Annotated in this window: 28 protein-coding genes; 20 read left to right on the top strand and 8 right to left on the bottom strand. The window is 71.4% G+C overall.

What is annotated here, in order from left to right:
* Positions 1-125: 125 nt before the first annotated feature.
* Entirely contained in the window at positions 126-941 is an 816-nt protein-coding gene (locus tag ACIG5F_RS10625; RefSeq protein WP_396517242.1) for a sulfurtransferase, read from the top strand.
* Positions 942-1,147: 206 nt separating this feature from the next.
* On the top strand, positions 1,148-2,182 hold the full coding sequence (locus ACIG5F_RS10620) for a hypothetical protein (protein WP_396517240.1): 1,035 nt from the start codon (positions 1,148-1,150) through the stop codon (positions 2,180-2,182).
* A gap of 45 nt (positions 2,183-2,227) precedes the next feature.
* Here the strand turns inward: ACIG5F_RS10620 and ACIG5F_RS10615 are convergent, their stop codons facing one another.
* Positions 2,228-2,560 (bottom strand): hypothetical protein, encoded by a 333-nt coding sequence (locus ACIG5F_RS10615; protein ID WP_396517239.1) that lies wholly within the window; start codon positions 2,558-2,560, stop codon positions 2,228-2,230.
* 66 nt (positions 2,561-2,626) lie between these two features.
* Between ACIG5F_RS10615 and ACIG5F_RS10610 the strand changes: the two genes are divergently transcribed.
* Complete coding sequence (locus ACIG5F_RS10610) at positions 2,627-3,775, top strand: acetoin utilization protein AcuC (RefSeq protein ID WP_396517238.1); 1,149 nt, start codon at positions 2,627-2,629, stop codon at positions 3,773-3,775.
* Between the two features lie 2 nt (positions 3,776-3,777).
* Entirely contained in the window at positions 3,778-6,384 is a 2,607-nt protein-coding gene (locus tag ACIG5F_RS10605; RefSeq protein ID WP_396517237.1) for a GNAT family N-acetyltransferase, read from the top strand.
* Here the strand turns inward: ACIG5F_RS10605 and ACIG5F_RS10600 are convergent.
* Entirely contained in the window at positions 6,374-6,820 is a 447-nt protein-coding gene (locus ACIG5F_RS10600; RefSeq protein ID WP_396517236.1) for a pyridoxamine 5'-phosphate oxidase family protein, read from the bottom strand. The genes ACIG5F_RS10605 and ACIG5F_RS10600 overlap by 11 nt on opposite strands.
* Positions 6,821-6,845: 25 nt before the next feature.
* Here ACIG5F_RS10600 and ACIG5F_RS10595 point away from each other — a divergent pair, with 25 nt between their 5' ends.
* The 7 genes from ACIG5F_RS10595 to ACIG5F_RS10565 all read left to right on the top strand — a co-directional run bounded on the left by ACIG5F_RS10595 (position 6,846) and on the right by ACIG5F_RS10565 (position 12,079).
* Positions 6,846-7,604: a GntR family transcriptional regulator gene (locus ACIG5F_RS10595; protein ID WP_396517235.1), complete on the top strand. Its 759-nt coding sequence runs from the start codon at positions 6,846-6,848 to the stop codon at positions 7,602-7,604.
* Positions 7,605-7,647: 43 nt separating this feature from the next.
* Positions 7,648-8,232: a DUF4328 domain-containing protein gene (locus tag ACIG5F_RS10590; protein ID WP_396517234.1), complete on the top strand. Its 585-nt coding sequence runs from the start codon at positions 7,648-7,650 to the stop codon at positions 8,230-8,232.
* 103 nt (positions 8,233-8,335) lie between these two features.
* Positions 8,336-8,932 (top strand): DUF4328 domain-containing protein, encoded by a 597-nt coding sequence (locus tag ACIG5F_RS10585; protein WP_396517233.1) that lies wholly within the window; start codon positions 8,336-8,338, stop codon positions 8,930-8,932.
* A 75-nt stretch (positions 8,933-9,007) separates the two neighbouring features.
* Positions 9,008-9,628, top strand: coding sequence for a DUF4328 domain-containing protein (locus ACIG5F_RS10580; protein ID WP_396517232.1), 621 nt, complete (start codon positions 9,008-9,010; stop codon positions 9,626-9,628).
* 135 nt (positions 9,629-9,763) lie between these two features.
* Positions 9,764-11,206, top strand: coding sequence for a M4 family metallopeptidase (locus tag ACIG5F_RS10575; RefSeq protein WP_396517231.1), 1,443 nt, complete (start codon positions 9,764-9,766; stop codon positions 11,204-11,206).
* 128 nt (positions 11,207-11,334) lie between these two features.
* Entirely contained in the window at positions 11,335-11,655 is a 321-nt protein-coding gene (locus ACIG5F_RS10570) for an ArsR/SmtB family transcription factor (RefSeq protein WP_396517230.1), read from the top strand.
* Between the two features lies 1 nt (position 11,656).
* Positions 11,657-12,079 carry an SRPBCC family protein gene (locus ACIG5F_RS10565; protein ID WP_396517229.1) on the top strand — a complete coding sequence of 141 codons (423 nt, stop codon included), beginning with the start codon at positions 11,657-11,659 and terminating at the stop codon, positions 12,077-12,079.
* Positions 12,080-12,107: 28 nt separating this feature from the next.
* Here the strand turns inward: ACIG5F_RS10565 and ACIG5F_RS10560 are convergent, their stop codons facing one another.
* The gene (locus tag ACIG5F_RS10560; RefSeq protein WP_396517228.1) at positions 12,108-14,444 is read right to left on the bottom strand and encodes a Tex family protein; all 2,337 of its coding nucleotides are present in this window, start codon (positions 14,442-14,444) and stop codon (positions 12,108-12,110) included.
* Positions 14,445-14,539: 95 nt separating this feature from the next.
* Here ACIG5F_RS10560 and ACIG5F_RS10555 point away from each other — a divergent pair, with 95 nt between their 5' ends.
* Entirely contained in the window at positions 14,540-15,658 is a 1,119-nt protein-coding gene (locus ACIG5F_RS10555) for a TIGR03364 family FAD-dependent oxidoreductase (protein ID WP_396517364.1), read from the top strand.
* On the top strand, positions 15,655-16,320 hold the full coding sequence (locus ACIG5F_RS10550; RefSeq protein WP_396517227.1) for a phosphonatase-like hydrolase: 666 nt from the start codon (positions 15,655-15,657) through the stop codon (positions 16,318-16,320). The genes ACIG5F_RS10555 and ACIG5F_RS10550 overlap by 4 nt, the downstream gene beginning before the upstream one ends.
* A gap of 3 nt (positions 16,321-16,323) precedes the next feature.
* On the opposite strand, the gene ACIG5F_RS10545 is transcribed toward ACIG5F_RS10550, so the two are convergent.
* Positions 16,324-16,860, bottom strand: a complete 537-nt coding sequence (locus tag ACIG5F_RS10545; protein WP_396517226.1) for a hypothetical protein — start codon at positions 16,858-16,860, stop codon at positions 16,324-16,326.
* Positions 16,861-16,992: 132 nt separating this feature from the next.
* On the opposite strand from ACIG5F_RS10545, the gene ACIG5F_RS10540 reads away from it, so the two are divergent.
* Positions 16,993-17,439 (top strand): hypothetical protein, encoded by a 447-nt coding sequence (locus ACIG5F_RS10540; RefSeq protein ID WP_396517225.1) that lies wholly within the window; start codon positions 16,993-16,995, stop codon positions 17,437-17,439.
* Positions 17,440-17,526: 87 nt separating this feature from the next.
* On the opposite strand, the gene ACIG5F_RS10535 is transcribed toward ACIG5F_RS10540, so the two are convergent.
* Positions 17,527-17,907, bottom strand: coding sequence for an EthD domain-containing protein (locus ACIG5F_RS10535; RefSeq protein ID WP_396517224.1), 381 nt, complete (start codon positions 17,905-17,907; stop codon positions 17,527-17,529).
* Positions 17,908-17,941: 34 nt separating this feature from the next.
* Positions 17,942-18,694 (bottom strand): DeoR/GlpR family DNA-binding transcription regulator, encoded by a 753-nt coding sequence (locus tag ACIG5F_RS10530; RefSeq protein ID WP_396517223.1) that lies wholly within the window; start codon positions 18,692-18,694, stop codon positions 17,942-17,944.
* Between the two features lie 50 nt (positions 18,695-18,744).
* Here ACIG5F_RS10530 and ACIG5F_RS10525 point away from each other — a divergent pair, with 50 nt between their 5' ends.
* Genes ACIG5F_RS10525 through ACIG5F_RS10515 form a run of 3 tightly spaced genes read left to right on the top strand, consistent with a single transcriptional unit; the run spans position 18,745 to position 20,360 of the window.
* Positions 18,745-19,104 (top strand): DUF4406 domain-containing protein, encoded by a 360-nt coding sequence (locus ACIG5F_RS10525; RefSeq protein WP_396517222.1) that lies wholly within the window; start codon positions 18,745-18,747, stop codon positions 19,102-19,104.
* A 57-nt stretch (positions 19,105-19,161) separates the two neighbouring features.
* Entirely contained in the window at positions 19,162-19,776 is a 615-nt protein-coding gene (locus tag ACIG5F_RS10520; RefSeq protein WP_396517221.1) for a ClpP family protease, read from the top strand.
* The gene (locus ACIG5F_RS10515; protein ID WP_396517220.1) at positions 19,773-20,360 is read left to right on the top strand and encodes a ClpP family protease; all 588 of its coding nucleotides are present in this window, start codon (positions 19,773-19,775) and stop codon (positions 20,358-20,360) included. Before ACIG5F_RS10520 ends, ACIG5F_RS10515 begins: the two co-directional genes overlap by 4 nt.
* Before the next feature lie 2 nt (positions 20,361-20,362).
* Here ACIG5F_RS10515 and ACIG5F_RS10510 read toward each other — a convergent pair whose 3' ends face one another.
* Positions 20,363-20,704: a helix-turn-helix domain-containing protein gene (locus ACIG5F_RS10510; protein WP_396517219.1), complete on the bottom strand. Its 342-nt coding sequence runs from the start codon at positions 20,702-20,704 to the stop codon at positions 20,363-20,365.
* Between the two features lie 263 nt (positions 20,705-20,967).
* Here ACIG5F_RS10510 and ACIG5F_RS10505 point away from each other — a divergent pair, with 263 nt between their 5' ends.
* Both ACIG5F_RS10505 and ACIG5F_RS10500 read left to right on the top strand, forming a co-directional pair.
* Positions 20,968-21,678 (top strand): MerR family transcriptional regulator, encoded by a 711-nt coding sequence (locus ACIG5F_RS10505; RefSeq protein ID WP_396517218.1) that lies wholly within the window; start codon positions 20,968-20,970, stop codon positions 21,676-21,678.
* A 10-nt stretch (positions 21,679-21,688) separates the two neighbouring features.
* Complete coding sequence (locus ACIG5F_RS10500) at positions 21,689-22,219, top strand: hypothetical protein (protein ID WP_396517216.1); 531 nt, start codon at positions 21,689-21,691, stop codon at positions 22,217-22,219.
* Here ACIG5F_RS10500 and ACIG5F_RS10495 read toward each other — a convergent pair.
* Positions 22,216-22,800 (bottom strand): TetR/AcrR family transcriptional regulator, encoded by a 585-nt coding sequence (locus ACIG5F_RS10495; protein ID WP_396517214.1) that lies wholly within the window; start codon positions 22,798-22,800, stop codon positions 22,216-22,218. The genes ACIG5F_RS10500 and ACIG5F_RS10495 overlap by 4 nt on opposite strands.
* A 95-nt stretch (positions 22,801-22,895) precedes the next feature.
* On the opposite strand from ACIG5F_RS10495, the gene ACIG5F_RS10490 reads away from it, so the two are divergent.
* Complete coding sequence (locus ACIG5F_RS10490) at positions 22,896-24,026, top strand: nucleotide disphospho-sugar-binding domain-containing protein (protein ID WP_396517213.1); 1,131 nt, start codon at positions 22,896-22,898, stop codon at positions 24,024-24,026.
* The last annotated feature ends 33 nt before the right edge of the window (positions 24,027-24,059 follow it).

Genomic DNA, 24,059 nt, shown 5'->3' with positions numbered 1-24,059 from the left:
CGCGAGGTCGCCACAGCCGTTCCCGCACGTGTGGGGTCAATATTAATGGGTGACACCGACAAGGTCCGTGCCGTATGCGGCGGGTTACCTGGTCGTGGCCCACGGCGACCGGGCAGGATGGCGGGGTGCGTGCCTTGATCACCCCTACCGAGCTGGCCGGTCTCGCCGAGGCGCCGGTGCTGCTGGACGTGCGCTGGCGGCTGGCCGGGCCGCCGGCCGTCGAGGACTATCGGGCCGGCCACCTGCCGGGCGCGGTGTTCGTGGACCTGGACCGGGACCTGGCCGAGGCGCCGGGCGCGGGCGGTCGGCATCCGCTGCCGACGCCGGAGCGGTTGCAGGCGGCGTTGCGGGCCGCGGGCGTGCGGCGAAATCACCCGGTCGTGGCGTACGACGCGGGTGACGGCTCGACGGCGGCACGGGCCTGGTGGCTGCTGCGCTGGGCCGGCCACGCGCAGGTGGCGGTGCTGGACGGCGGCTACGCGGCGTGGACGGCGGAGGGCCGTCCGGTCGACACCGAGGTCCCGACGCCGGTGCCGGGCGACATCGAGGTGACGCCGGGCCACATGCCGGTGCTCACGGCCGAGGAGGCGGCGGAGCTGGCGCGCACCGGCGTGCTGCTGGACGCCCGCGCGCCGGAGCGGTACCGCGGCGACGTGGAGCCGATCGACCCGCGGGCCGGGCACATCCCGGGCGCGGTGAACGCCCCGTTCGCCGGCCACATCGGACCGGACGGCCGCTGGCACACGCCGGAGGAGCTCAAGGCCCGATTCGTCGAGCTGAAGGTCCAGGAGGGCCACGTCGGCGCGTACTGCGGCTCGGGCGTGACGGCGTCCTCGGTGGTGCTGGCGCTGGAGGTGGCGGGCCTCGGGACGGCGCCAATGTACGCCGGCTCCTGGTCGCACTGGTGCGTGGACCCGCAGCGCCCCGTGGAAACCGGTTGACGGTGTTTTCGGCCCCGCCTCCGGCAGGGCGGCTCGGCCGAGCGCTCTCGTGGGTGAAAACGGTTGACTCGACCGTCACCATGGAGTTGTGAGCGGCCACAGGCGATTTCGACGCCCCTCGGTGTCCCGGGGGCGTTGAGTCGCGCGTTCTGACCGGGAGCCGAGGGGGCTAGCGGCCACCCCCAGCTCACGTCAGGACCGAACCCATGAAGCTGATGACCGCCGAACAGGTGCGCACGGCGCTGTCCGTGCGCGACCTCACCGACTCCAACCAGGGCCCGCACGCCATGCAGTTGCTGCTGGCCGAGATCGAGCAAGCCGTCGCGGCGTGGGCCGGCCTGCCCGTACGCCGACACCGCGGCAATCCCGTGGTGCCGACGGCCGACAACTACGACCGGCTCGGCTACCCGGCCGACGCGGTGGCCCGCGACGCGCGCTATTCCCGTTATCTCAGGCCGGACCTGATGCTGCGGGCGCACACCACGGCGATGATTCCCCCGCTGCTGCAAGGCATCGAGGGGGACACGCTGCTGAGCGTGCCGGGCATCTGCTACCGCCGGGACGCCATCGACCGCCAGCATGTCGGCCAGCCGCACCAACTGGATCTCTGGCTGGTGCGGAAAGGCTTGTCGGACAACGATTTCCAGGAGCTGGCCCAGGTCGTGGTCGATGCGGCGGCGCCGGGCGCGCACGCCCGGCTGGAGCCGTCCGAGCATCCGTACACCGTGCACGGCAAGGAGATCCGAGTGAACGGGGTGGAGGTCGGCGAGGGCGGCCTGGCCCGGCCGGATCTGTGCCAGGGCCTGGCGCTGGGTTTCGGCCTGGACCGGCTTCTCATGCTACGCAAGGGAATCGACGACATCCGGCTGCTGCGCTCCACCGAGCCGAGGATCGCCAAGCAGATGCTGGATCTCCAGCGCTACCGGTCGGTCTCCATGCGACCGCCGATCCGCCGGGACCTGTCGGTGGCGGTCGACGCCGAGGTGGACGCCGAGCAGCTGGGCGAGGCGGTCCGGGAGGCGCTGGGCCCGGACGCGCACGTCGTCGAGGAGGTGCGGGTGCTGTCCGAGACCGCGGGCGAGTTGCTGCCGCCGGCCGCGCGGGAGCGACTCGGGCTGCGCGCGGGCGAGAAGAACGTGCTGCTCCGGGTGGTGCTGCGGGACCTGGAGCGGACGCTGACCGACGAGCGGGCCAACGCGCTGCGCGACGCCGTGTACCGGGCGATCCACGGCGACCGGTGAAGGGGACGCCCGTGGGCCATGGGGCCCACGGGCGCTCTCAACGGACTACTTTGGCGTCTGCTCCCGTTCGCGGAGGGCCAGTGGGGCGCCGGCCAGGTCCTCCTCGTTGCAGAGCAGCTTGACGTCGTAGTACGGCGCACTCGGCGTGTCGTCGTAGTCCAGATGGATGGCGATCACGTCGATCGGCTCGCCGAGCCACTCCTGCGCCTGTCGCAGCCAGGCCGCGGCCCGTTCCAACGCCGCGGGCAGATCGTCGTCCCGGAACTCGACGGGACGGTAGGGGACCCCTTGAACCTGGTCCTTCTGATTCTTCGGGCGGGGCAGGTCGACACCGACGCCGGAGTCATCGAGATCCAGGCTGATCAGTTCCTCACTCACCCCTCAAGAGTCCACCAGGCAGGCACACCCGGGCAACCCCGGCGTCGAGCGCCTACCTTGGTCGTCATGGGCAAGCGTGCCGGAGTCGTGTGGGACGACACTCTGCTGGGCTACGACATGGGGGCCGACCACCCGCTCAATCCGGTCCGGCTGGACCTGACCATGGGGTTGGCGCGGGCGCTGGGCGTGCTGGAGGGGGTGGAGCCGCTCCGGCCGGCGCCGGCCACCGAGCAGGAGGTGCTCAGGGTTCACTCGCCCGAGTACATCGCGGCGGTGAAGGCGGCGCCGGAGTCGCCGCTGGAGGTCGGGCACGGCCTGGGCACGCCCGACAACCCCGTGTTCGCCGGCATGCACGAGGCATCCAGCCTGGTGTTGGGCTCCTCGCTGACCGCCGCCGAGCTGCTGCTGGCGGGCGAGACTGACCGGGTGGTCAACATCGGTGGCGGGCTGCACCACGCCATGCGGGACCACGCGGCCGGCTTCTGCGTTTACAACGACTGCGTTGCGGCGATCGACCGGCTGCTGGACCGCGGCGTGGAGCGGGTGGCCTACATCGACACGGACGTGCACCACGGCGACGGCGTGCAGGTCGCGTTCTACGACGACCCACGCGTCCTGACGATCTCCCTGCACCAGCACCCGGCGACGCTGTGGCCCGGCACCGGTTACGCGCGCGAGCTGGGCACGGGCGACGCGTACGGCACTTCCGTGAACGTTCCGTTGCCCCCGGGGACGACCGACGAGCACTGGCTGCGCGCCTTCCACGCGGTGGTGCCCTCGCTGCTGCGCGCGTTCCGGCCGCAGGTGCTGGTGACGCAGTGCGGCGTGGACACGCACCGGGACGACCCGCTCGCGCACCTCGGGTTGACGGTCGACGGCCACCGCGCGATCTACATGGCGCTGCGTGAGCTGTCGATCGAGCACGGCGGCCGCTGGCTGGCGCTGGGCGGTGGCGGCTACCAGCTGCGGCGCGTGGTGCCGCGGTCGTGGACGCATCTGCTGGCCACGGCGCTGGACCGCGACATCCCGGTGAAGACGGAGCTGCCCGGCGACTGGGGGCAGCGGCTGGGCGTGCCGGACATGACCGACGGCGGCGGCACTTCGTTTCTGCCGTGGTCGGGCGGTGGCGGCGATCCGGTGGACATGGCGGTGCTGGGCACGCGCCGCGCGGTGTTCCCGTTGCACGGGCTCGATCCCGATGACCCGAGAGACTGAGCATGGACCCGTACGACTATCCGAAGCACTGGGAAGCCGACGTCGTGCTGTCCGACGGCGGCACCGTCCACCTGCGACCGATCACCCCGGACGACGCGGACCGGCTGGTTGCCTTCCACGGCCGGCTGTCCGAGCGCACGCGCTACTTCCGCTACTTCGGGCCGTATCCGCGGATGCCCCAGCGCGATGTGGAGCGGTTCACCACGGTCGACCACGGCGACCGCGCGGCGTTCGTGGCGATGCTCGGGGACGACATCGTCGCCGTGGGCCGCTACGACCGGCTCGCGGGCGCGGACTCGGCCGAGGTGGCGTTCGTGGTGGAGGATTCGCACCAGGGCCGGGGGCTGGGCTCGATCCTGCTGGAGCACCTGGCCGCGGCGGCGCGGGAGAGCGGCCTGACCCGGTTCGTGGCCGAGGTGCTGGCCGAGAACGGGCAGATGGTGCGGGTGTTCCGGGACGCCGGCTACCAGATCGCGCGCTCGTTCGAGGAGGGCACGCTGCACCTGGAGTTCGCGCTGGATCCCACGGAGCAGTCCGTGGCGGTGGCGCGGGCCCGTGAGCAGGCGGCGGAGGCGCGCAGCGTGCGCAACTTGCTCACGCCGCGGTCGGTGGCGCTGATCGGGGCGTCCACGGACCACGCCAAGATCGGGCACGCGGTGTTGACGAACCTGCTGGTCGCCGACTTCGCCGGGCCGGTGTACCCGGTCAATCCCGAGCACCGGTCGGTGCGCGGGGTCCGCGCCTACGGCTCCGTGCTGGACATCCCCGACGACGTGGACCTGGCGGTGGTGGCGATTCCCGCCGCCGGCATCGAGGACGTGCTGGACGCCTGCCTGGCCAAGGGCGTGAAGGCGCTGCTGGTGGTGTCCACGGTGTCGGACCCGGAGGCGGAGCGGCGGCTGGTGTCGCAGGCCCGTGCGCACGGGATGCGGGTGGTGGGGCCGAGCGCGCTCGGCGTCGTCAACACCGATCCCGAGGTGCGGTTGAACGCGACGCTGGCGCCGAAGCTGCCGGGGCGCGGCCGCACCGGCTTCTTCTGCCAGTCCGGCGCGCTGGGCATCGCGATTCTGGCCACGGCGGCGGAGCGTGGCCTCGGGCTGTCCACTTTCGTGTCGGCCGGCAACCGCGCGGACGTCTCCGGCAACGACTTGTTGCAGTACTGGGCCGATGATCCGGCGACCGATGTCGTGCTGCTGTACCTGGAGTCCTTCGGCAATCCGCGGAAGTTCGCCCGCCTGGCCCGGAGATTGGGGCGGAGCAAGCCGATCGTGGCCGTGAAGACCGGGCGGCACGCGGTGAATCCGGGCCTGGCCGGCACGGTGGCGGTCGACGAGCTCAGCCTCCAGTCGCTGTTCGAGCAGACGGGCGTGATCCGCGTCGAGTCGTTGGGGCAGCTGTTCGACACGGCGCTGCTGCTGGCCCACCAGCCGCTGCCGGCCGGGCCGCGGGTGGCGGTGGTCGGCAACTCCACGGCGATCGGGCTGCTGGCCGCGGATGCCTTGCTGGCACAGGGGTTGGAGCTCGCCCGCGAGCCGGTGGACGTCGGCGTGCACGCCGGCCCTGAGGTGTTCGCCGAGGCCGTCCGCTCGACGGCGCAGTGCGAGGACGTGGACGCGCTGGTGGTGGTTTTTGTGCCGCCGATCGCCATGCCGGCCGCCGACTACGCCAAGGCGCTGCGCGAGGCCGCCACCGGAAAGCCTGTGGTGACAACGTTCCTGGCGGTCGAGGGCGTGCCCGACGAGCTGGCGGTGCCTGGTCCGGACGGGTCGCCGTCGCGAGGTTCGGTGCCGTCGTACCCGAGCCCGGAGCGCGCGGTGTCGGCGCTGGTCCGTGCGACCCGGTACGCGCAGTGGCGGTCCCGCCCGCGCGGCGAGTTCGCCCGCCCCGAGGGCATCGACACCGAGCGGGCGCGAGAGCTGGTGCTGAAGACCTCCACCGACGAGGAACTCGTTGCCCTGCTTGCCTGTTACGGCATCGAGGTGGTGCCGTTCCGTACCGTGTCCACTGTGGACGACGCGCTCAGGGCCTCGGACGACCTGGGCTATCCGGTGGTGCTGAAGTCCACCAGCGAGCGGCTGCGGCACCGCACCGATTTCCTCGGCCTGCGGCTGGATCTGGCCAGCGCCGAGGCAGTTCGCGTGGCGTACCAGGGATTGCTGGAGGTCTCCGGCTCGGCCGAGGTGTACGTGCAGCGGATGGCCCCGAAGGGCGTCTCCTGCCAGCTGGGCCTGCAGGACGACCCGTCGTTCGGCACGCTGGTCAGCTTCGGGCTCGGCGGCGTGGTCAGCGACCTGCTGGGCGACCGCGCCTACCGGGCCGTGCCGATGACCGACGTCGACGCGGCCGCCCTGGTCCGCGCGCCGAAGGCGGCCCCGCTGCTGGCCGGCTACCGGGGCGGCGAGCCGGCCGACCTGGCCGCGCTGGAGGACCTGGCGCTGCGCCTGTCCGCGCTGGCCGAGGACCTGCCGGAGGTGCGGCGGCTGGTGCTGGAGCCGGTGCTGGCCTCGGCGGCGGGGGCGTTCGTCAGCTCGGCGCGGATCACCGTCGGCGAACCGCCGTCCCAGCCCGACACCGGCCCCCGCCGCCTCAGGTCACTCGTCACGGATTAGTGGCGAACCGCTTCGGCGTCACGAACACGGCCGCGCGCCGGTCCTCGGCCATGACCCGGTCGTACTCGTCCAGGTCCTCGTGCTGGCCGCCGGCGGCGTGGTAGACGTCCCGCAGCAGCTGCCGCAGGTCGGTGACGCCGGGCAGCTCGTCGTCGGGGCCGGCGATCTCGGCCGGCCCGGACACCGAGATCCACTCCCAGCCGGCCCGGAACACCAGCGTGGCCTCGCCGCCGCCCCGCAGGTTGGCCAGCTTGGCCGTGTTGCCACGGGACACGAACGCCACCACCTGCTCCCCGGTGACCGGATGCGGGAACACCGCCGCGTTCAGCACCGACACGCTCGGCTTTCCGTTGGCGCGCAAGGTGACCAGCACCGCCAGCCAGTTCTCTCGGCTGGCCAGCTCGGTGACCCGCCGCAACCCCTCGTCGATCTCCACCCGTCCCACTCTAAGCTGGACAACCATGCCAACGCCCTCGCACCGCGCCGGAGAGCCCGTTCGCGCGGGCATCCCCGAGCACGGGCGCGTGCCGCGGTACTACGCGGTCAAGTCACGGCTGCTGGGCCTGATCGAGGAGCTGGGCGAGGGCGCGACGCTGCCGTCGGAGCGGGAGCTGGCCGAGCGGTTCGAGGTGTCGCGGGTGACGTTCCGGCAGGCCGTGAGCGAACTCGTGCTGGAGGGGCGGCTGGTGCGCCGGCAGGGCGCGGGCACGTTCGTCGCGCCGCCGAAGCTGGTGCAGCCGCTGGCGCTGGTCAGCTACACCGAGGGCATGCGCAGCCAGGGCGTGGAGCCCAGCCGCTACCTGGTCACCGGCGAGCACATGGCCGCCGACGAGCGGCTGGCCGCCGACCTGGGCATCGAGCCCGGCGACCCGGCCCTGCACATCGAGCGGGTGCTGCTGGCCGATTCGGAGCGGATCGGCCTGGAATCGACCTATCTGTCCGCTCGCCGTTTTCCCGATCTGTTGTCCGTCTTCGATCCGGCCACGTCGTTGTACGCGTATTTGACAGGGTCGGTCGGTATCGTGCTGGCGCACGCCGAGGAACGGGTGGAGACGGTGCTCGCCACCCCGCGGGAAGCGCTGCTCATCGGCACCAATCCGGCGGTGCCGATGTTGTTGCTGCACCGTGTGACCAGGGACGACGCCGGCGTGCCGGTGGAGCGTGTCCGTTCTCTCTATCGCGGCGACCGTTTCAGCTTCATAACACAGCTCGATTTGTGACGTTGTTTCCCTAAGGTCGTCGGCAGGACGTCAGGGGAGAGCCGTGAGTAGAACAAAGACCACTGTGCCGACCGCCCGTGGCCGGCGCGTGCCCAAGAACTGGAAGCCGGTCGGCCGTCGCGCGATCGCCGCCTCGGCGCTGATCGCCCTGGTGCTCGTCACCGATGTGGCCGAGACGATCGCCGACGTGAGCGGCGCGGCCGGGCTGGACAACGTGCTGCTGTGGGTGAACGCCGGCGTGATGCTGGTCGCCGCCGTCGCCTTCGTCATGTGGCTGTGGCGGGCGCGGGCCAACGCGGAGCTGCTGGTCGGCCCGCACGGGCAGCGCCTGACCCGGGAATGGGTCATCGGGGCGTGGATCTGCCCCGTGGTCAACCTGTGGTTCCCGTACCAGGTCGTGGTCGACGTGTGGCGGGCCAGCACGCCGAACCGGGATCGCGCCGGAGGGCTGGTCATGTGGTGGTGGGTGGCCTTCGTGGTGTCGTGGCTGTTCACCCGGTTCATCACGCTGGCCGGCATCGTCGACGCCGTGCCGCTGGTCGCCGCCTGCGTCCTGGACCTGGCCTCCGGCGTGCTGGCGCTGCTGGTTATCCGCCGCATCTCCGACTGGCAGGCGCTCACCGCGTAAGCGCCGGCCGGTCGCCTGAGCCGCGAAATGCCGGCGTATCCGTGACCTTTCGGCGGTACTGTCCCGCTCCGGGTCGGGAAGCTCGTTACCCGGAGGGGATGGAATGGAACCGAATCACGGTGCGCCGCTGGGCGCGCCGATGTCCGCTGACCAGCGGCGCAACCACCGGCAGTGGCGGTCGGTCGGCGCGATCTCGATCGCGGCGTCCGCGCTGGTCGGACTGGTGGCGCTGGTCGATGTGCTGGAGACGATCGCGGAGGCGCGGGGGCTCAGCTCGCCGGCCGGGGCGCTCGCGGTCGCCTACCTGCTGGCGCTGGCCGCCGCTGCGGTGGTGTTCGTGGTGTGGCTGTGGCAGGTGCGGTCGAACGCCGAGATCGCGGCCGGGCCGGCCACCCAGCGGCTGGGCCGGGGGTGGGCGATCGGGGCCTGGATCTGCCCGATCGTCAACTTCTGGTTCCCGTACCAGTACGTGGTCGACGTGTGGCGGGCCAGCGCGCCGAACCGGGAGGACAGCGGCGAGGGCTTGGTGCTCGGCTGGTGGCTGTGCTTCTTCGCGTCGAACGTCTGCGCCCGGATCGCCACCTACGGCAACGGCATCGGGGTGGTCTTCGTGGCCGCCGGGCTCGACGTCGTCTCGGCCGTGCTCGCGGTGCTGGTGATCCGGCGCGTCACCGAATGGCAGTCGGTCGCCCGCGCCTGACACCGTTTTTGCCTCTCCCCGGCGGCCTTGACCGGCGTACTTTGGCGGTCGGGGAGGGGACGGAAAATGATGTGCATGCCGGTTGCGGTGATCCGGCCGCCACGCGGTCTGGCCATGGCCGCGCAGATCCTGATCGTGGCCGCCGCCGTCCTGCACGCCGCCGACACCGTGGGCGAGTGGCGGACGGGGTGGCCGGCGGTGTTCGGGGCGCTGGACTACCTCGTGTTGTTCGTGGCGGCCGGCGTTTTCATCGCCTGGCTGCACCAGGCCTGGGCCAACGCGGCGGTCATCGCCGCGCCGAGGCCGATGCCCTGGAGTCCGGGGTGGACGATCGGCAGCTGGTTCATCCCGGCGGCCAACTTCGTGCTGCCGTTCATGGTGGTGCTCAGCGTCGTCGACGCCAGCGCGGGCTGGCGCACGTCGTCCCGGCGCTTCGTCGCCCTGTGGTGGCTGCTGTTCCTGCTCGCCGAGGTCATCGGCCGGGTGCCGCCGATCACGTTCTTCCATCGCGAGTACGCGGGCCAGCTGGTGGTGTCGTCCGAGGTGCGGTCCTACTCGCTGCACTCCGAGCTGCCGCTGTGGCTGGTCATGACGGCGGTCGAGGCCGTGGCGGCGACGCTCGCGGTGCTGCTGGTCCGGCGGGTCACCGACACCCAGACGGCGGCGGCGCTGGCCCGGGCCGGGGTCACGCCATAGCTGGCGGATGCCGAAATTGCTTCCCCCGGTCGTTGGGTGATCTTCATACTTTCGGCGGGGGCGCTCACACGTGAGGATTACGCACACTGCGCATTCAGTCGCTTCCGGTGACTGGATCCCTGCGGAGGTGTGTGAGTGTCACGCAATCGAGTTATCACGGGTGCGGTGGTCGCGGGTGCGACCGTCGCCGCCATGGCGGCCAGCGCGGCCGTCGCGGCGGGCCCGGCCATGGCGGCGCCGGCGATGCAGCAGCTGGCCGCGCAGTCCATGCCGTTCGGCAGCGTGGTCCGCTACCAGCAGACGATCGGCGGCGTGCCGGTGTTCGGCGGCCAGCAGGTCAACGTGCTGGACCAGCAGGGGAACGTGGTCGCCCGGCACGGCCGGACCACGCAGCGCACCGCCGGCCAGTTCCCGGCCACCGACGCGGGGGCCGCCGCCACCGCGATCGCCGACGTGGCCAAGCGCAGCGGCCTGTCGGCCGCGAAGCTGACCGCCGACACCCCCAAGGCCTACTGGTACGACGCCACCCTGGGCGGCGCCCGCGGCGAGTCGGTCGCCGTGCCCACCTACCAGGTCGTGGTGCACGGTCCGTCCATCGAGGACAAGTGGACCGAGGTCGTCAAGGCCGGTTCGCAGCAGGTGCTGACCTCGTGGTCGGAGGTCCGCGAGGCGGTCAACCGCGACGTCTGCGACGCCAACCGCAAGGTCGTGTCCGGCACCAACAACTCGGTGCGCTGCGGCACCACGTTCAAGCTCAGCCGCAAGGAAGGCGGGGCCGCCTCGTCGGTCCAGGACGTCAACAACGTCTACACCTTCTTCGGCAACGCCCAGGACTTCTACAAGAACTCGGTCGGGGTCGACCTCACCTCGCTGATCGGCGCCAACTACAACGACGGCACCGGCAAGGCGCTGCGCGGCACCGTGCGGATCTGCGTGCAGGGCGAGGACTGCCCGTACCTCAACGCCTTCTGGGACGGCGAGCAGATGGCCTTCGGCGAGGGCGTCACCACCGACGACATCACCGGTCACGAGCTGACCCACGGCGTCACCCAGCACACCTCGGGTCTGGAGGGCGGCCAAGCCGACTCCATCAACGAGGGTCTGTCCGACGTCTTCGGCCAGTTCATCGCCATCACCGCCAACGACCCCAACGTGCAGGGCTCCAACCGCTGGCAGCTGGGCGCCGGCTCCGCGATCGGCGCCGTGCGCAACATGAAGGACCCTCGCTCCTCGAAGAAGGCGCAGCCCGACCGCGTGAACGGCCCGGGCTGGGACACCGACAACCCCGACGTGCACATCAACGACGGCGTGATCAACAAGGCCGACTACCTGATCACCGACGGCGACACCTTCAACGGCCAGACCGTGCGGGGCCTTGGCCTGGCCAAGGCCATCCAGGTCTGGTGGGGCGTGGAGAACACCCTCACCCCCAGCGCCACCTTCCACGACGTGGGCGACGCGCTGAACTCCTCGTGCCAGGCCCTGGCCAAGGCCGGCGCCGCCGGCATCACCGCCGACGACTGCGCCCAGGTCGCCAAGGCCGTCAAGGCCACCCAGCTCGACCAGGACGCCGCCTGACCCCCGCCATTTTTGTGTCATGAAGGGCCCCTTACTGACGTTGGACGTCAGTAAGGGGCCCTTCATGACGTTCGGGCCCGCACACTTAAGGGTTGACTTGAGTGTTGGAGACGGTGATACTCAAGTGTGTGCTTAACCATGAGTTGGACCGGCTGTTCCAGGCGCTGGCCGACCCGACCCGGCGGGGCCTGGTCGAGCGGCTGACCCGGGGACCGGCGTCGGTGAGCGAGCTCGCCGCGCCGCTGCCGATCACGCTCGCCGCCGTCGTGCAGCACCTACAGGCCCTGGAGGCGTGCGGGCTGGTCCGCACCGAGAAGGTCGGCCGGGTCCGCACCTGCCGGATCGAGCCGGCCGGGCTGCGGGCGGCCGAGGACTGGCTGCGCGAGCGGCGCACCGCCTGGGAGCGAAAGCTGGACCGGCTCGCCGACGTACTGGACGAGGAGGAATGACATGACCGTCAAGCACTCGACGTTCACCATCGACCGGAACTACCCGCAGCCGCCCGGAAAGGTCTTCGCCGCCTGGGCCGACCCGGAGGTCAAGGGCCGCTGGCTGACGGCCCCCGGGCACCGGCACGAGCTGGATTTCCGGGTCGGGGGAACGGAAGTCGCCGCCGGCGGGCAGTTGCGGTACGAGGCCACGTACCGGGACATCGTCGACGGCGAGCGGATCGTCTACAGCGCCACGCTGCACGACGGCGACAAGCTGTCCACGGTCTCGCAGACCACGGTCGAGTTCGTCGCCGACGGCGAGGGCACGCGACTCGTGCTGGCCGAGCAGGGCGCGTACCTGGACGACATGGAGCAGCCGGAGTGGCGCGAGCAGGGCGTCAACGCCCAGCTCGACACGTTGGCGAAGGTGTTGGCGGGGTAGCCGCCGAAGCGGCTACCCCGACCAGGCGCTACTTGCCGAAACCGGCCTTGCGCAGCGCGTCGGCCATGGAGCCGTTGGCCGGACGCTCCTCGCGGCGCGGCTGTCCGCCGCCGCCACGCTTGCCGCCGCCACCGCCGCGGTTCTGATCCTGCCGCCGAGGACCGCCGCCGCCCTTGTTCTGGGCGGGACCGCCGCGCTCCGGCTCGTCCTCCAGACGCAGCGTCAACGAGATCCGCTTGCGCGGGATGTCCACGTCCAGCACCTTCACCCGCACCACGTCCCCGGACTTCACGACGTCGCGCGGATCCTTGACGAAGGTGCGCGACATCGCCGACACGTGCACGAGACCGTCCTGGTGCACGCCGATGTCGATGAACGCGCCGAACGCGGCCACGTTGGTGACCACGCCCTCCAGCACCATGCCCGGCTTGAGGTCGCCGAGCTTCTCCACGCCCTCGGCGAAGGTCGCCGTCTTGAACGCCGGCCGCGGGTCCCGGCCCGGCTTCTCCAGCTCCTTGAGGATGTCGGTGACCGTGGGCAGGCCGAACTTGTCGTCGACGAACTCGGCCGGCTTGATCGCCTTCAGCTTGGCGCCGTTGCCGATCAGCTCGGTCAGCGCCAGGTTGTTGGCGGTCAGGATGCGCCGCACCACCGGGTAGGCCTCGGGGTGCACGCTGGAGGAGTCCAGCGGGTCGTCGCCGCCGGGGATGCGCAGGAAGCCCGCGCACTGCTCGAACGCCTTGGGGCCCAGCCGGGCCACGCCCTTGAGCGCCTCGCGGGAGCGGAACGGGCCGTTGGCCTCGCGGTGCTGCACGATGTTCTCGGCCAGGCCCGAGCCGATGCCCGACACCCGGGTCAGCAGCGGGGCCGACGCCGTGTTCAGGTCCACGCCGACCGCGTTCACGCAGTCCTCGACCACCGCGTCCAGCGACCGGGACAGCTTGGTCTCGGCCAGGTCGTGCTGGTACTGGCCGACGCCGATGGACTTGGGGTCGATCTTGACCAGCTCGGCCAGCGGGTCCTGCAACCGGCGGGCGATGGACACCGCGCCGCGCAGCGACACGTCCATGTCCGGCAGCTCGGCCGAGGCGAACGCGGAGGCCGAGTACACCGAGGCGCCGGCCTCGGAGACGACGATCTTGGTCAGCTTCAGCTCGGGCCGCAGCTTGATCAGGTCGGCGGCCAGCTTGTCGGTCTCCCGGGACGCCGTGCCGTTGCCGATCGAGATCAGCTCCACCTTGTGCTGCTCGCACAGCTTGGCCAGGGTCGCCAGCGACCCGTCCCAGCGGTTGGCCGGCTGGTGCGGGTAGATGGCGGTGGTGGCCACCACCTTGCCGGTGCTGTCCACGACCGCGACCTTCACGCCGGTGCGGAAGCCCGGGTCCAGGCCCATGGTGGCGCGGGTGCCGGCCGGGGCGGCCAGCAGCAGGTCGCGCAGGTTGGCCGCGAACACCCGCACGGCCTCGTCCTCGGCCTCGGACCGCAGCCGGGCCCGCAGGTCCACGCCCAGGTGCACCAGGATGCGGGTGCGCCAGGCCCAGCGCACGGTGTCGGTCAGCCACTTGTCGGCCGGGCGGCCCTGGTTGTCGATGCCGAACCGGGAGGCGATGCGCACCTCGTAGTCGGACGGCTGGCCCTCGACCGGCTCCTCCGGCTCCAGGGTGAGGTCGAGGACCTCCTCCTTCTCGCCGCGGAACATGGCCAGGATGCGGTGCGAGGGCAGCTTGGTGAACGGCTCGGCGAAGTCGAAGTAGTCGCTGAACTTGGCCCCGGCCTCCTGCTGGCCGTCGCGGACCTTGGCCACCAGGCTGCCCCGGGTCCACATCTGCTCGCGCAGCGCGCCGATCAGGTCCGCGTCCTCGCCGAAGCGCTCGACCAGGATGGCCCGCGCGCCCTCCAGCGCGGCCGCCGCGTCGGCGACGCCCTTCTCGGCGTCCACGTACCCGGCCGCGGTGGCCTGCGGGTCCAGCGTCGGGTCGCCGATCAGCGCGTCGGCCAGCGGCTCCAGGCCGGCCTCGCGGGCGATCTGGGCCTTGGTCCGCCGCTTCGGCTTGTACGGCAGGTAGATGTCCTCCAGCCGCGCCTTGGAGTCGGCGGACATGATCTGCTCGCGCAGCGCGTCGTCCAGCTTGCCCTGCTCGGCGATGGACTCCAGGATCGCGGTGCGGCGCTCCTCCAGCTCGCGCAGGTAGCGCAGGCGCTCCTCCAGGGTGCGCAGCTGGGCGTCGTCCAGGCCGCCGGTTGCTTCCTTGCGGTAGCGGGCGACGAACGGCACCGTCGAACCGCCGTCGAGCAGGCCGACGGCCGCGGTCACCTGCCCGTCCCGCACGCCGAGCTCGTCGGCGATCCTCTGCTCAATCGACATCACGGCGACGATTCTGCCGTCTGGGGTTGTTCGGCCTCGATTGGCCCTTAGGTCACGTATTGGTAACTGCTCTAGTCCATGCTACGGTCGTGTCCGTGCGAGTGATCGTGGTCGGTGGCGGCGTGCTGGGGACGATGCACGCGTGGCAGGCCGTTTCCCGTGGCCACGACGTGGTGCAGATCGAACGGGAACAGCAGGCCCGGGGCGCTTCCGTGCGCAACTTCGGGCTGGTCTGGGTCGGCGGTCGGGCGCCCGGCGAGGAGCTGGCGACCGCCCGGCGGGCGCGTGAGCTGTGGGAGGAGATCGGCCGTCAGGTCCCCGGGGTCGGGTTCCGGGCCAACGGCTCCCTCACGCTCGTGCGGACCCCGTTGGAGCTGGCCGTCGCCTCGGACGTCGTGGCCAGGCCCGACTCGGCCGACCGTGGCCTGACACTGCTGGCGCCCAACGAGGTTCGCTCCTTGAACCCCGCCCTGCGGGGCGACTTCCTCGGCGGCCTGCACTGCTCGATGGACGCCGCCGTGGAGCCTCGGGTGGCCCAACCCGCGCTGCGCCAACACCTTCTGGCCAGCGGCCGCTACACCTGGCTGCCCGGCCGGGAAGTCCGGGCGTTGCTGCCTCACGGCGTGCGGGACGACCATGGCGACGTCTTCGAGGCCGACCTCGTCCTGCTGTGCACCGGGGCCGCGCTCGGCGGCCTGGTGCGGGAAATCGCCGGCGAGGCGCCGGTGCGGCGGGTTCGGCTCCAGATGATGCAGACCGATCCCCTCGAGTCCGTGCTGACCACCTCCGTCGCCGATGGCGACAGTTTCCGTTACTACCCCGCCTATCGCGGCCCTGCCCTGGACGCCCTCGGCGCCGGGCAGCCGCAGCCCTCCGTCGCCGCCGAGCACAAGATGCAGCTCCTGCTCGTGCAACGGCTCGACGGTTCCCTCACCATCGGCGACACCCACGAGTACGCCGAGCCGTTCACGTTCGACGTCGACTCCGCGCCCTACGAACACCTGGCCTCGGTCGCGGAGTCCTTGCTGGGCCGGTCTTTGCCGCCCGTTCGCCGCCGCTGGGCCGGGGTCTACGCCCAGCACACCGATCCCGCCGCCGTCGTGCACCGGGCCCGGGTTTCCGACAACGCCTGGCTGGTCACCGGACCCGGTGGCCGGGGCATGACCTGCTCGCCGGCGATCGCCGAGCGCACCGCCGTGGAGGCTGGACTGTGACGTTATCGTTGGCAGCACTGGACATGGCCGGCACCACCGTCGCCGACGACGGCCTCGTCGAGCGGGCCTTCACCGAGGCCATCGCCTCCGTCGGAGTGTCCACTTCGGACGACCGCTTCCCCGCCATGCTCGACCACGTCCGCCGCACCATGGGCCAGTCCAAGATCGTCGTCTTCCGTGCCCTGCTGCCGGAATCCTCGGCCCAGCAGGCCAATTCCGCCTTCGAGGCCGCCTACTCCCGCCTGGTCTCGTCCGGCCTGTGCGAACCCATCCCCGGCGCCGAATCCGCCATCAAGTCCTTGCAGTCGGCGGGCATTCGCGTTGTCCTCACCACCGGCTTCTCCCGCCCCACCCAGGAGGCCATCCTCGCCGCGCTGGGCTGGCAGTCCCTCCCCGACCTCGCCCTCACCCCGTCGTCCTCGGTCCGCGGCCGCCCCTACCCCGACATGATCCTCACCGCCGCCCTCCAGCTCGGCATCGACGACGTACGGGAGATCGCCGCTGTCGGCGACACCCCCTCCGACATCCTCAGCTCCCTCCGCTCCGGCGCCTCGATTTCGGCCGGCGTCCTCACCGGCGCCGGCACCCGCGCCCAGCTCGAGGAAGCCGGCGCCACCCACATCCTCGACTCCATCCGCGACCTACCGGCCCTGTTGGTCTGACTTCTATCGGCGATTTCGTATCCAGCTGTAGACGAGGAGAGCGGCGACGCCGACGAGACAGAAGCACCCGCTGACCTTCGCGTGCTCCGCGTCCGGAATCGCAAAGGCCAGCGGCAGAATCAGGGTGCCGGCGCCGGTGAAGACCAGCGTTCTGCGGCGTAGTCGCGGGAGGATCCCGCGGCGCGTCAGGAGAGCGAGGATGAGCCCGTAGATCGCGCCCAGCATCGCCAGCCCCGGAGCGACGCCGGGCCACGTGACCGAGCCGGATGTTCCGTCCACGACGAAGACCTGGCCGGTGACGACGTTGAAGAGTCCAGGGAGCGCCATCGCCGTGTACCCGGCGCCGCCCAGGACCACCAGGCCGACAAGTGCGCTGCCTTTTCTGGGCCGTTCGACGTGAACGGACTGGTAGACGGTGTGCGACTGGTCGTAGTAGACCCCGCCGTGGATCGAGTCGGCCTGCACGACGAAGCCGTTCGAGCTTCCGTCGAAATGGTTGCCGACGTGTGGGTCTCGGTCATCGCGTGCGGCGTTCGCCATGGTCCCCTCGCTTCTGTGATCGGAGTCATGATGCCGCACGGGTCTGACAGTGCTGAGCCGTCGATAACGCCTTGTCCGGTATCCGTAGAGTGAGGCACTGACACGTTTTGACTGATTCAGGGGGAAGACCTGATGCGTGCTGTGCTGGTTGCGGTCGTGCTCGGCGGGGCGTTGGTGACGGGGGCGTGCGGGGGAGCGCCGGTGGCGAAGTCGTGCACGCAGGAGCAGGGGGCGGTGACGTCGGCGGAGGCGGCCAGGACGGCGGCGGACGCGGAGCTGAAGGCGGCGGACGGCAAGGTGGGGAAGGCGCAGGCGGAGCAGGCGTCGGCGGACGCGGCGATGACCAAGGCGAACGCGGACGCGGATGCGGCGCAGGCGGCGGCCGGGGGTGACGCGGCGTCGGCGGCGAAGGCGGCGCAGGCGATGGCGGACGCGGCGCAGGAGATCGCCAAGTCGGCGGAGGCGATCGCGACGGTCAAGGCGGCGCAGGAGGACCAGGCCAAGGTCAAGACCAAGGCGGACGCGGCGGCCAAGGCGGCGGCGGACGCCAAGCAGAAGCTGGACGCCTGCAAGGGATAGCGGCCACTCAAGCTCGACTGGGAGCTGGGACGCCGGTGCACCACAACGTGATTGTCGTGGTGTGCCGGCGTTGTGTGTGTGGCGGGGTCAGAGGGTGGTGTCGAGGATGACGTGTTCCTCGGAGAGCCAGATGGGCGATCGGGAGAGGTCGATGAAGCGGCGTTCGTCCTCGACGAGGGCGATGCCGGCGGCGAGGGCGTCTTCGGGGGATGAGGGGGAGATGAGGGCGTCGAGGTCGTCGAAGTAGAGCTCGGCGACGCCGTCGTAGGGCTCGGGGTCGGGGCTGCGGGCGGCGCGCAGGGGAGCGTCGACGGGGGTGGTGACGGTGTGGGACTGGACGTAGCGGCGGAGACCGATGGCGGCGGCGTGGTGGAGCACGAGGGCGGCATGCTCGGTGCGCCAGTAGCGGTGGAACTCCTCGGGGGAGAGCTCGGGCCGGCGGCGGAGCGCGTAGGTGATCTTGATCATCGGGGACCTCCGCACACCATGATGGGGCAGGGAGCTAGGCGGCGAGAAGGACGGAGACGCCGGCGGAGCGGAGGCGGGCGACCACGGGGTGGTCGGAGGGGACGTCGGTGATGATGCCGGCGACCTCGGGCACGCCGAGCACGCGGTAGCGGGAGGCGGTGCCGATCTTCTCGGCGCTGGCCAGGACGTAGGTGTCGGCGGCGCGGGAAGCGAGGGCGCGTTTCATGGCGGCCTCCTCGGCGTCGCCGGTGGTGAGCCCCTCGTCGGGATGCACGCCGGTGACGCCGAGCAGGAAGAGGTCGGCGGACACGGACTGGGCGGCCTCGACGGTGGCGGCGCCGCAGGTGACGGCGGAGTGGCGGAACAGGCGGCCGCCGAGCAGGAAGACTTCGACGGCGGGACGGTCGAGCAGGGCGCAGGCGACGGTGGGGCTGTGGGTGATCACGGTGCAGGCCACGTCCAGCGCCTGGACCACGGCCAGGGCGGTGGTGCCGCCGTCGACCAGCACGGTCATGCCGGGTTCGATCAACGATCGTGCACGTTTTGCCACGAGCTGCTTGCTGTCGGGGGCCACGGCCTGCCGGGCGGCGTAGTCGGCGACGGCCGGGGAGGCGGGCAGGGCGCCGCCGTAGACGCGCTGGCACCGGCCGGCGGTGGCTAGTTCGCGCAGGTCACGGCGGATGGTGTCCTCGGAGACGCCGAGTTCGGCGGCGATGTCCTTGGCCACGACCTTGCCGGCCGAGGCGAGCCGGCTCAGCAGGAGTTCCTGGCGCTCGGCGACCAGCATCTGCACACTCCTTCCTGTTCTTCCGCAATTATGCACGGTATGGTCGGGGTATGGCGAGACCGTTGATGATCCTGATCGCCGGCCCCTACCGCTCCGGCACGGGCGACGACCCCGCGTTGATGGCCCGGAACCTGGCCCGGCTGGAGGAGGCGGCGTGGCCGGTGTTCCGCGCCGGCCACGTGCCGATGATCGGCGAGTGGGTGGCGCTGCCGGTGCTGCGCGGCTCCGAACCCGACGGGGTGCACGCCGACGAGGTGCTGTACCCGACCGCGCACCGGCTGCTCCAGCACTGCGACGCGGTGCTGCGGCTGCCGGGCGAATCCACCGGCGCGGACGAGGACGTGAGGATCGCGCGGGAACGGGGCATCCCGGTGTTCCACGACGTCGCCGAGATTCCTGCCCTGAGCTGATCTGCTCACAGCAGCACGGCCCCCGGAAACCGGGGTGGACGCGGCATCGTCGTCGGCATGGCGAACGACGAGAAGCAGCCGATGTTCGATCACCGGCTCCGAGAACGGTTCTACAGCCAGCGGGTGCTGGTGCTGGACGGCGTGCTGGACGACGACAACGGCACGGTGCTGGCGACCCAGCTGTTGGCCCTGGCCAGTGAGGATCCACGCAAGGACATCGCGCTGTGGATCCATTCCCCGGGCGGCTCGGTGCCGTCGATGCTGGCGATCCGCGACGTGATGCGGCTGGTGCCGTGCGACGTGGCGACGCTGGCGTTGGGCCTGGCGTGCAGCGCGGGCCAGTTCCTGCTGTCGGCGGGCACGCCGGGCAAGCGGTATGCGTTGCCGCACGCCAGGATCCTCATGCACCAGGGCTCGGCCGGCATCGGGGGGTCGGCGGTGGAGGTGGAGGTGCAGGCCGACGACCTGCGCCACACCCGGGACACGGTGTTGAGCCTCGTCGCCGACGACACGGGCCAGCCGCTGGAACGGATCTTCGAGGACTCCCGCCACGACCACTGGTTCACGGCGGAAGAGGCCCGTGAGTACGGCTTCGTCGACCACATTGTGGGCGACATCAACCAGATCGTGCCGGTGCGCAAGCAGGCTTTGGGACTGGGGGCCAACGCATGAGCACGTACACCATTCCGAACGTGATCACGCGGGTCGCCGGCGGCGAGCGGATCATGGACGTCTACTCGCACCTGCTCTCGGAGCGGATCGTCTACCTGGGCACGGGAATCGACGCCGGGGTGGCCAACGCGCTGATCGCCCAACTGCTGTTCCTGGACGCCGAGAACCCCGAGCAGGAGATCAGCCTCTACATCAACTCCGAGGGCGGCGACCCGTCGGCGATGCTCGCGGTCTACGACACGATGTGCTTCGTGCAGGCGCCGGTGTCGACGCTGTGCGTGGGCCAGGCGGTGGCGACCGGCGCGGTGCTGCTGGCCGCGGGCGCGCCCGGCCGCCGCTACGTGCTGCCGCACACCAGGGTGGTGCTGCACCAGCCGGCGGCGCAGGGCCGGGGCACGATCCCGGACCTGATCATCCAGGCGGACGAGGTGATCCGGGTGCGCACGCAGCTGGAGCGCATCCTGTCCAAGCACACCGGCCACGACGTCGAGCAGCTGCGGCTCGACACGGACCGGGACCGCGTGTTCGACGCGGCCGGGGCGGTCGCCTACGGCCTGGCCGACCGTGTGATCGAGAAGCGGTGACCTCAGGCGGCCATGAGCACGGGGCCCGTGGGACGGCGACGGACGGCGGGACCCCGGCCGAGGGCGCGCAGCCGCCGGACGTCGCCGGCGATCTCGACCAGCAGGTGGGCCAGGTCCACGTCGAGCGCGCCGGTGACGGCGGCGATCATCTCGCTGGACGGCTCCTTGCGGCCGCGTTCGATCTCCGACAGGTACTGCGGCGAGATGCCGGCCCGCTCGGCGATGTCGACGAGCCGTTCCCCCTGCTCCTCCCGGGCCGCGCGCAGGCTGCGCCCGAGCAGCTCGCGCCACAGCGGCTCCGGCTCGGGACCCGGGGCCCGGTGGAACTGAAGGATGTCCGCCATGCGGTCATGGTCGCACCGGTCCGGGATCGGCCGGCAGCGGTTCAGCTGATGGCGGACACGCCACGCGCTGAGGCAAAAACCACCGACGCGAGCGCGGGCGTCCGGCTGTGAGGCTGGGGCCAGGACAGAAGAGCGCTCGGCCGACGCGTCGGGAGAACTGGTCCGCAGCAAGGTGATCGAGGGGCACTGGCGCCGGGGTTGACCCTGTCGTGACGGCATGGTTTTGAATGGGACACACCGCCGTCAGTGAGGAGCACGCAGTCGTGGGGTGGAGCACCAGTCAGCTCGCCGAGCTGGCCGGCACAACCGTGCGGGCCGTCCGGCACTACCACGACGTCGGCCTGCTGGCCGAGCCCGAACGCCGGGCCAACGGCTACAAGAGCTACGGCGTGGCGCACCTGGTCCGGGTGATGCGCGTCAAGCGCCTGATCGGGCTGGGCCTGTCCCTCGCGCAGATCGCCGACCTCGGGGACGCCGACGAGCATCCCGAGGAGGCGCTGCGGGTGCTCGACGGCGAGCTGGCCGCCACCATCGAGCGGCTGCGACGGGTCCGGGCCGAGCTGGCCCTGATCCTGCGCCAGGCCACACCCACCGATCTGCCGCCCCGGCTGGCCGAGCTGATCGCCGGCGCCGAGCTGAGCGCCGCCGACCGCGCCATGATCGTCGTGATGGCGCAGGTCTTCCCGCCCAAGGCGACCGAGGCCATCGCCGAGCGGATGCGCGCGGGCCTGGGCGACCCGGTCGTGGCCGACCTGGACAACCTGCCGGCCGACGCCGACGAGGCGACCCGCGCCGACCTGGCCGAGCGGCTCAAGGCCTTCGTGGCCAAGGTCTTCGCCGACATGCCGATGGACGCCGAGACCTGGGCCGATGCCCCGCACGGGCCCCGGTTCATGCAGCAGGCGGTGGATCATGCCACCCTCGACCTCTACAACCCGGCACAGATCGACGTGCTCCGGCGGTGTGGCAGCTAGGGGGAACCTGATGCGGTGGACTCGGGCGGCGAGGTCGAAGGGCGGCGGCTGGCGGCGGCGGGCCGTCATGACCAGTCCCGTGCCCCGGCTGCTGGCCGGCGGGCCCGCGATCGTCCTGGAGCGGCTGGCCTACGGCGGCGGCTCGACCAACTGGTACCGATGCGTCGACCAGCCGGCGCTGGAGGCGCTGGCCGATGAGCTGCGGCACGGCAGCGACGTCAGCTTCTTCTTCGGCGACCGGTTCGCGCACCGCCGCTACACCACGCGGACCCGGGCCGAGATGGCCCGTTTCATGGACTACCTGGGCGGGCTGCCGGGGGAGACCGGGGCCATTGTGGTCGGGCACGTCGACGACGACGCCCTGCACATGACCGTGGACTACCCCAGCGCGCTCGAGGAGGCCGACGATTTCCTGGCCGACTTCGAGCCGGAGCCGTGGATCTACTACGGGCGGTGCCCGGGCTGGGAGAACGACGGGGTGCGCGCGGTGAACTTCAAGGTTCCCGACGATGACGGGATCGTCCGGCCGCACGCGTACTAGACGGCCTTGATCAGCGGCACGACCACGTGGTCCACGACGTCGACGATGACCGAGTCCGGGATCGGCCCGCCGCTGGACAGGAAGTGGTCCCGGATCAGCGCCGGCCCGACCGAGGCGACCAGCGGGCTCAGCGCCCCGGCCCGGGCCTCGCCCCGGGCCACGGCCCGGCGCACGATGCCGACCATGAGCTGGTTGCGGCGTTCGATGAAGCGTTCCCGCTGCTGGCGCACGGTGTCGGAGTCGCCGCTGATCTCGGCGATCATGCCGCGGGTGGCCGTGCCGACCGGGCTGTTCAGGGTGACGGCCATGGCCCGCAGCGCGGTGAGCAGGTCGCCGCGGAGCTCGCCGGTGTCGGGCAGGTCGTCGACGGTGGGCAGCTGGTGCATCACGGCGTCCATGACCAGCTCGGCCCGGCCGGCCCAGCGGCGGTACAGCGACGCCTTGCTGGTGCGGGCCCGCTCGGCGATCCGTTCCATGGTCAGCCGCGGGTAGCCGACTTCGGTCAGCTCGTCGAGGGCGGCCGCGAAGATCGCCTGGTTGAGCTCGTCGCCGCGCCGTCGCGGCCCCTTGCGGTGATCCACGCCACTCATCTCTGCCCTTAGAGTACTTGGTGTTCTCTAACGCTCGTGCCTACCCTGAGAATAGAAAACGTTTCGTTCTCTATGGGGGAGTCATCGTGCGTGTTCTCGTAGTTTCGGCCCCGGGTGTGGGGCATGTCTTCCCGATGGTCCCGTTGACCTGGGCATTGCGCGCGGCCGGACACGACGTCCTGGTCGCCACGGCCGGCGACGCGCTGGTGGCGGCCAAGGCCGGCCTGCCGGTGGCCGACGTGCTGCCCGGCCTGGACATGCGGGCCGAGTTCACCCGGCTGAGGGAGCAGAACCCGGCCCTGTACGAGGAGGTGATCACCCGCCGCATGACCGACGTCCGGGAGATGGGCCCGGTCCTGCCGATGCTCAGCCGCCCGCTGCTGCCGGGCCTGCTGACGGCGGCCGAGCAGTTCCGTCCGGACGTCGTCGTCCAGGGCATGATGGGCGGCATCGGCCTGATCGCCGCGGCCAAGCTCGGCGTGCCGTGGGTGGGGCACGGGTTCGGCTTCGTGCGCGGCGACGGCGTGCCGGAGCTGTTCCGCGAGCACATGGCCGCCGACTTCGAGCAGCACGGCGTCGAGCTGCCGCAACGCCGGGCCTACATCGACGTGGCCCCGCCGAGCATGCTCGCCGGCGAGCCGGAGGGCTGGTCGATGCGGTACGTGCCCTACAACGGCGGCGGCGTCGAGCCGTCGTGGCTGGGCCGGGCCGGCGACCGGCCGCGGGTCGCGGTCACGCTGGGCACGGTCGCGCCGGACATGAGCGGGCTGGGCCCGGTGGAGCGGATCATCGCCGCCGCGCCCGAGGTGGACGCGGAGTTCGTGCTGGCGCTGGGCGACAAGGTCGACCTCAACGGCCTGGGCACCCTGCCGCCGAACGTCCGCGCGGCCGGCTGGGTGCCGCTGAACTCCTTGCTGGCCACCAGTTCCCTGCTCATCCACCACGGCGGCGCCGGCACCGCGCTGACGCCGCTGGCCATGGGCGTGCCGCAGCTGGTCGCGCCCAGCGGCGCGGACCGCTACATCAACGCCGCCGCCGTGCACAACCACGGTGTCGGGCTTCAGGTCGAGGAGGCGGAGCTGGACGCGCGGGTGATCGGCCAGCTGCTGTCCGAGGAGAAGTTCCGCGCCAAGGCGGCCGAGGTCGGCGCGGAGATCGCGGCGCTGCCGTCGCCGGCCGAGATCGCCACCCGGATAGCCGAATTCGTTCGGGAGTGAACCGAACGCCCGTGCTGTTCGTGTCATCGACAC

Origin of the sequence: Kutzneria sp. NPDC052558 (assembly GCF_044547355.1) — a bacterium.
GTDB lineage: Bacteria > Actinomycetota > Actinomycetes > Mycobacteriales > Pseudonocardiaceae > Kutzneria.
This window is presented reverse-complemented; position numbering and strand designations above follow the sequence as displayed.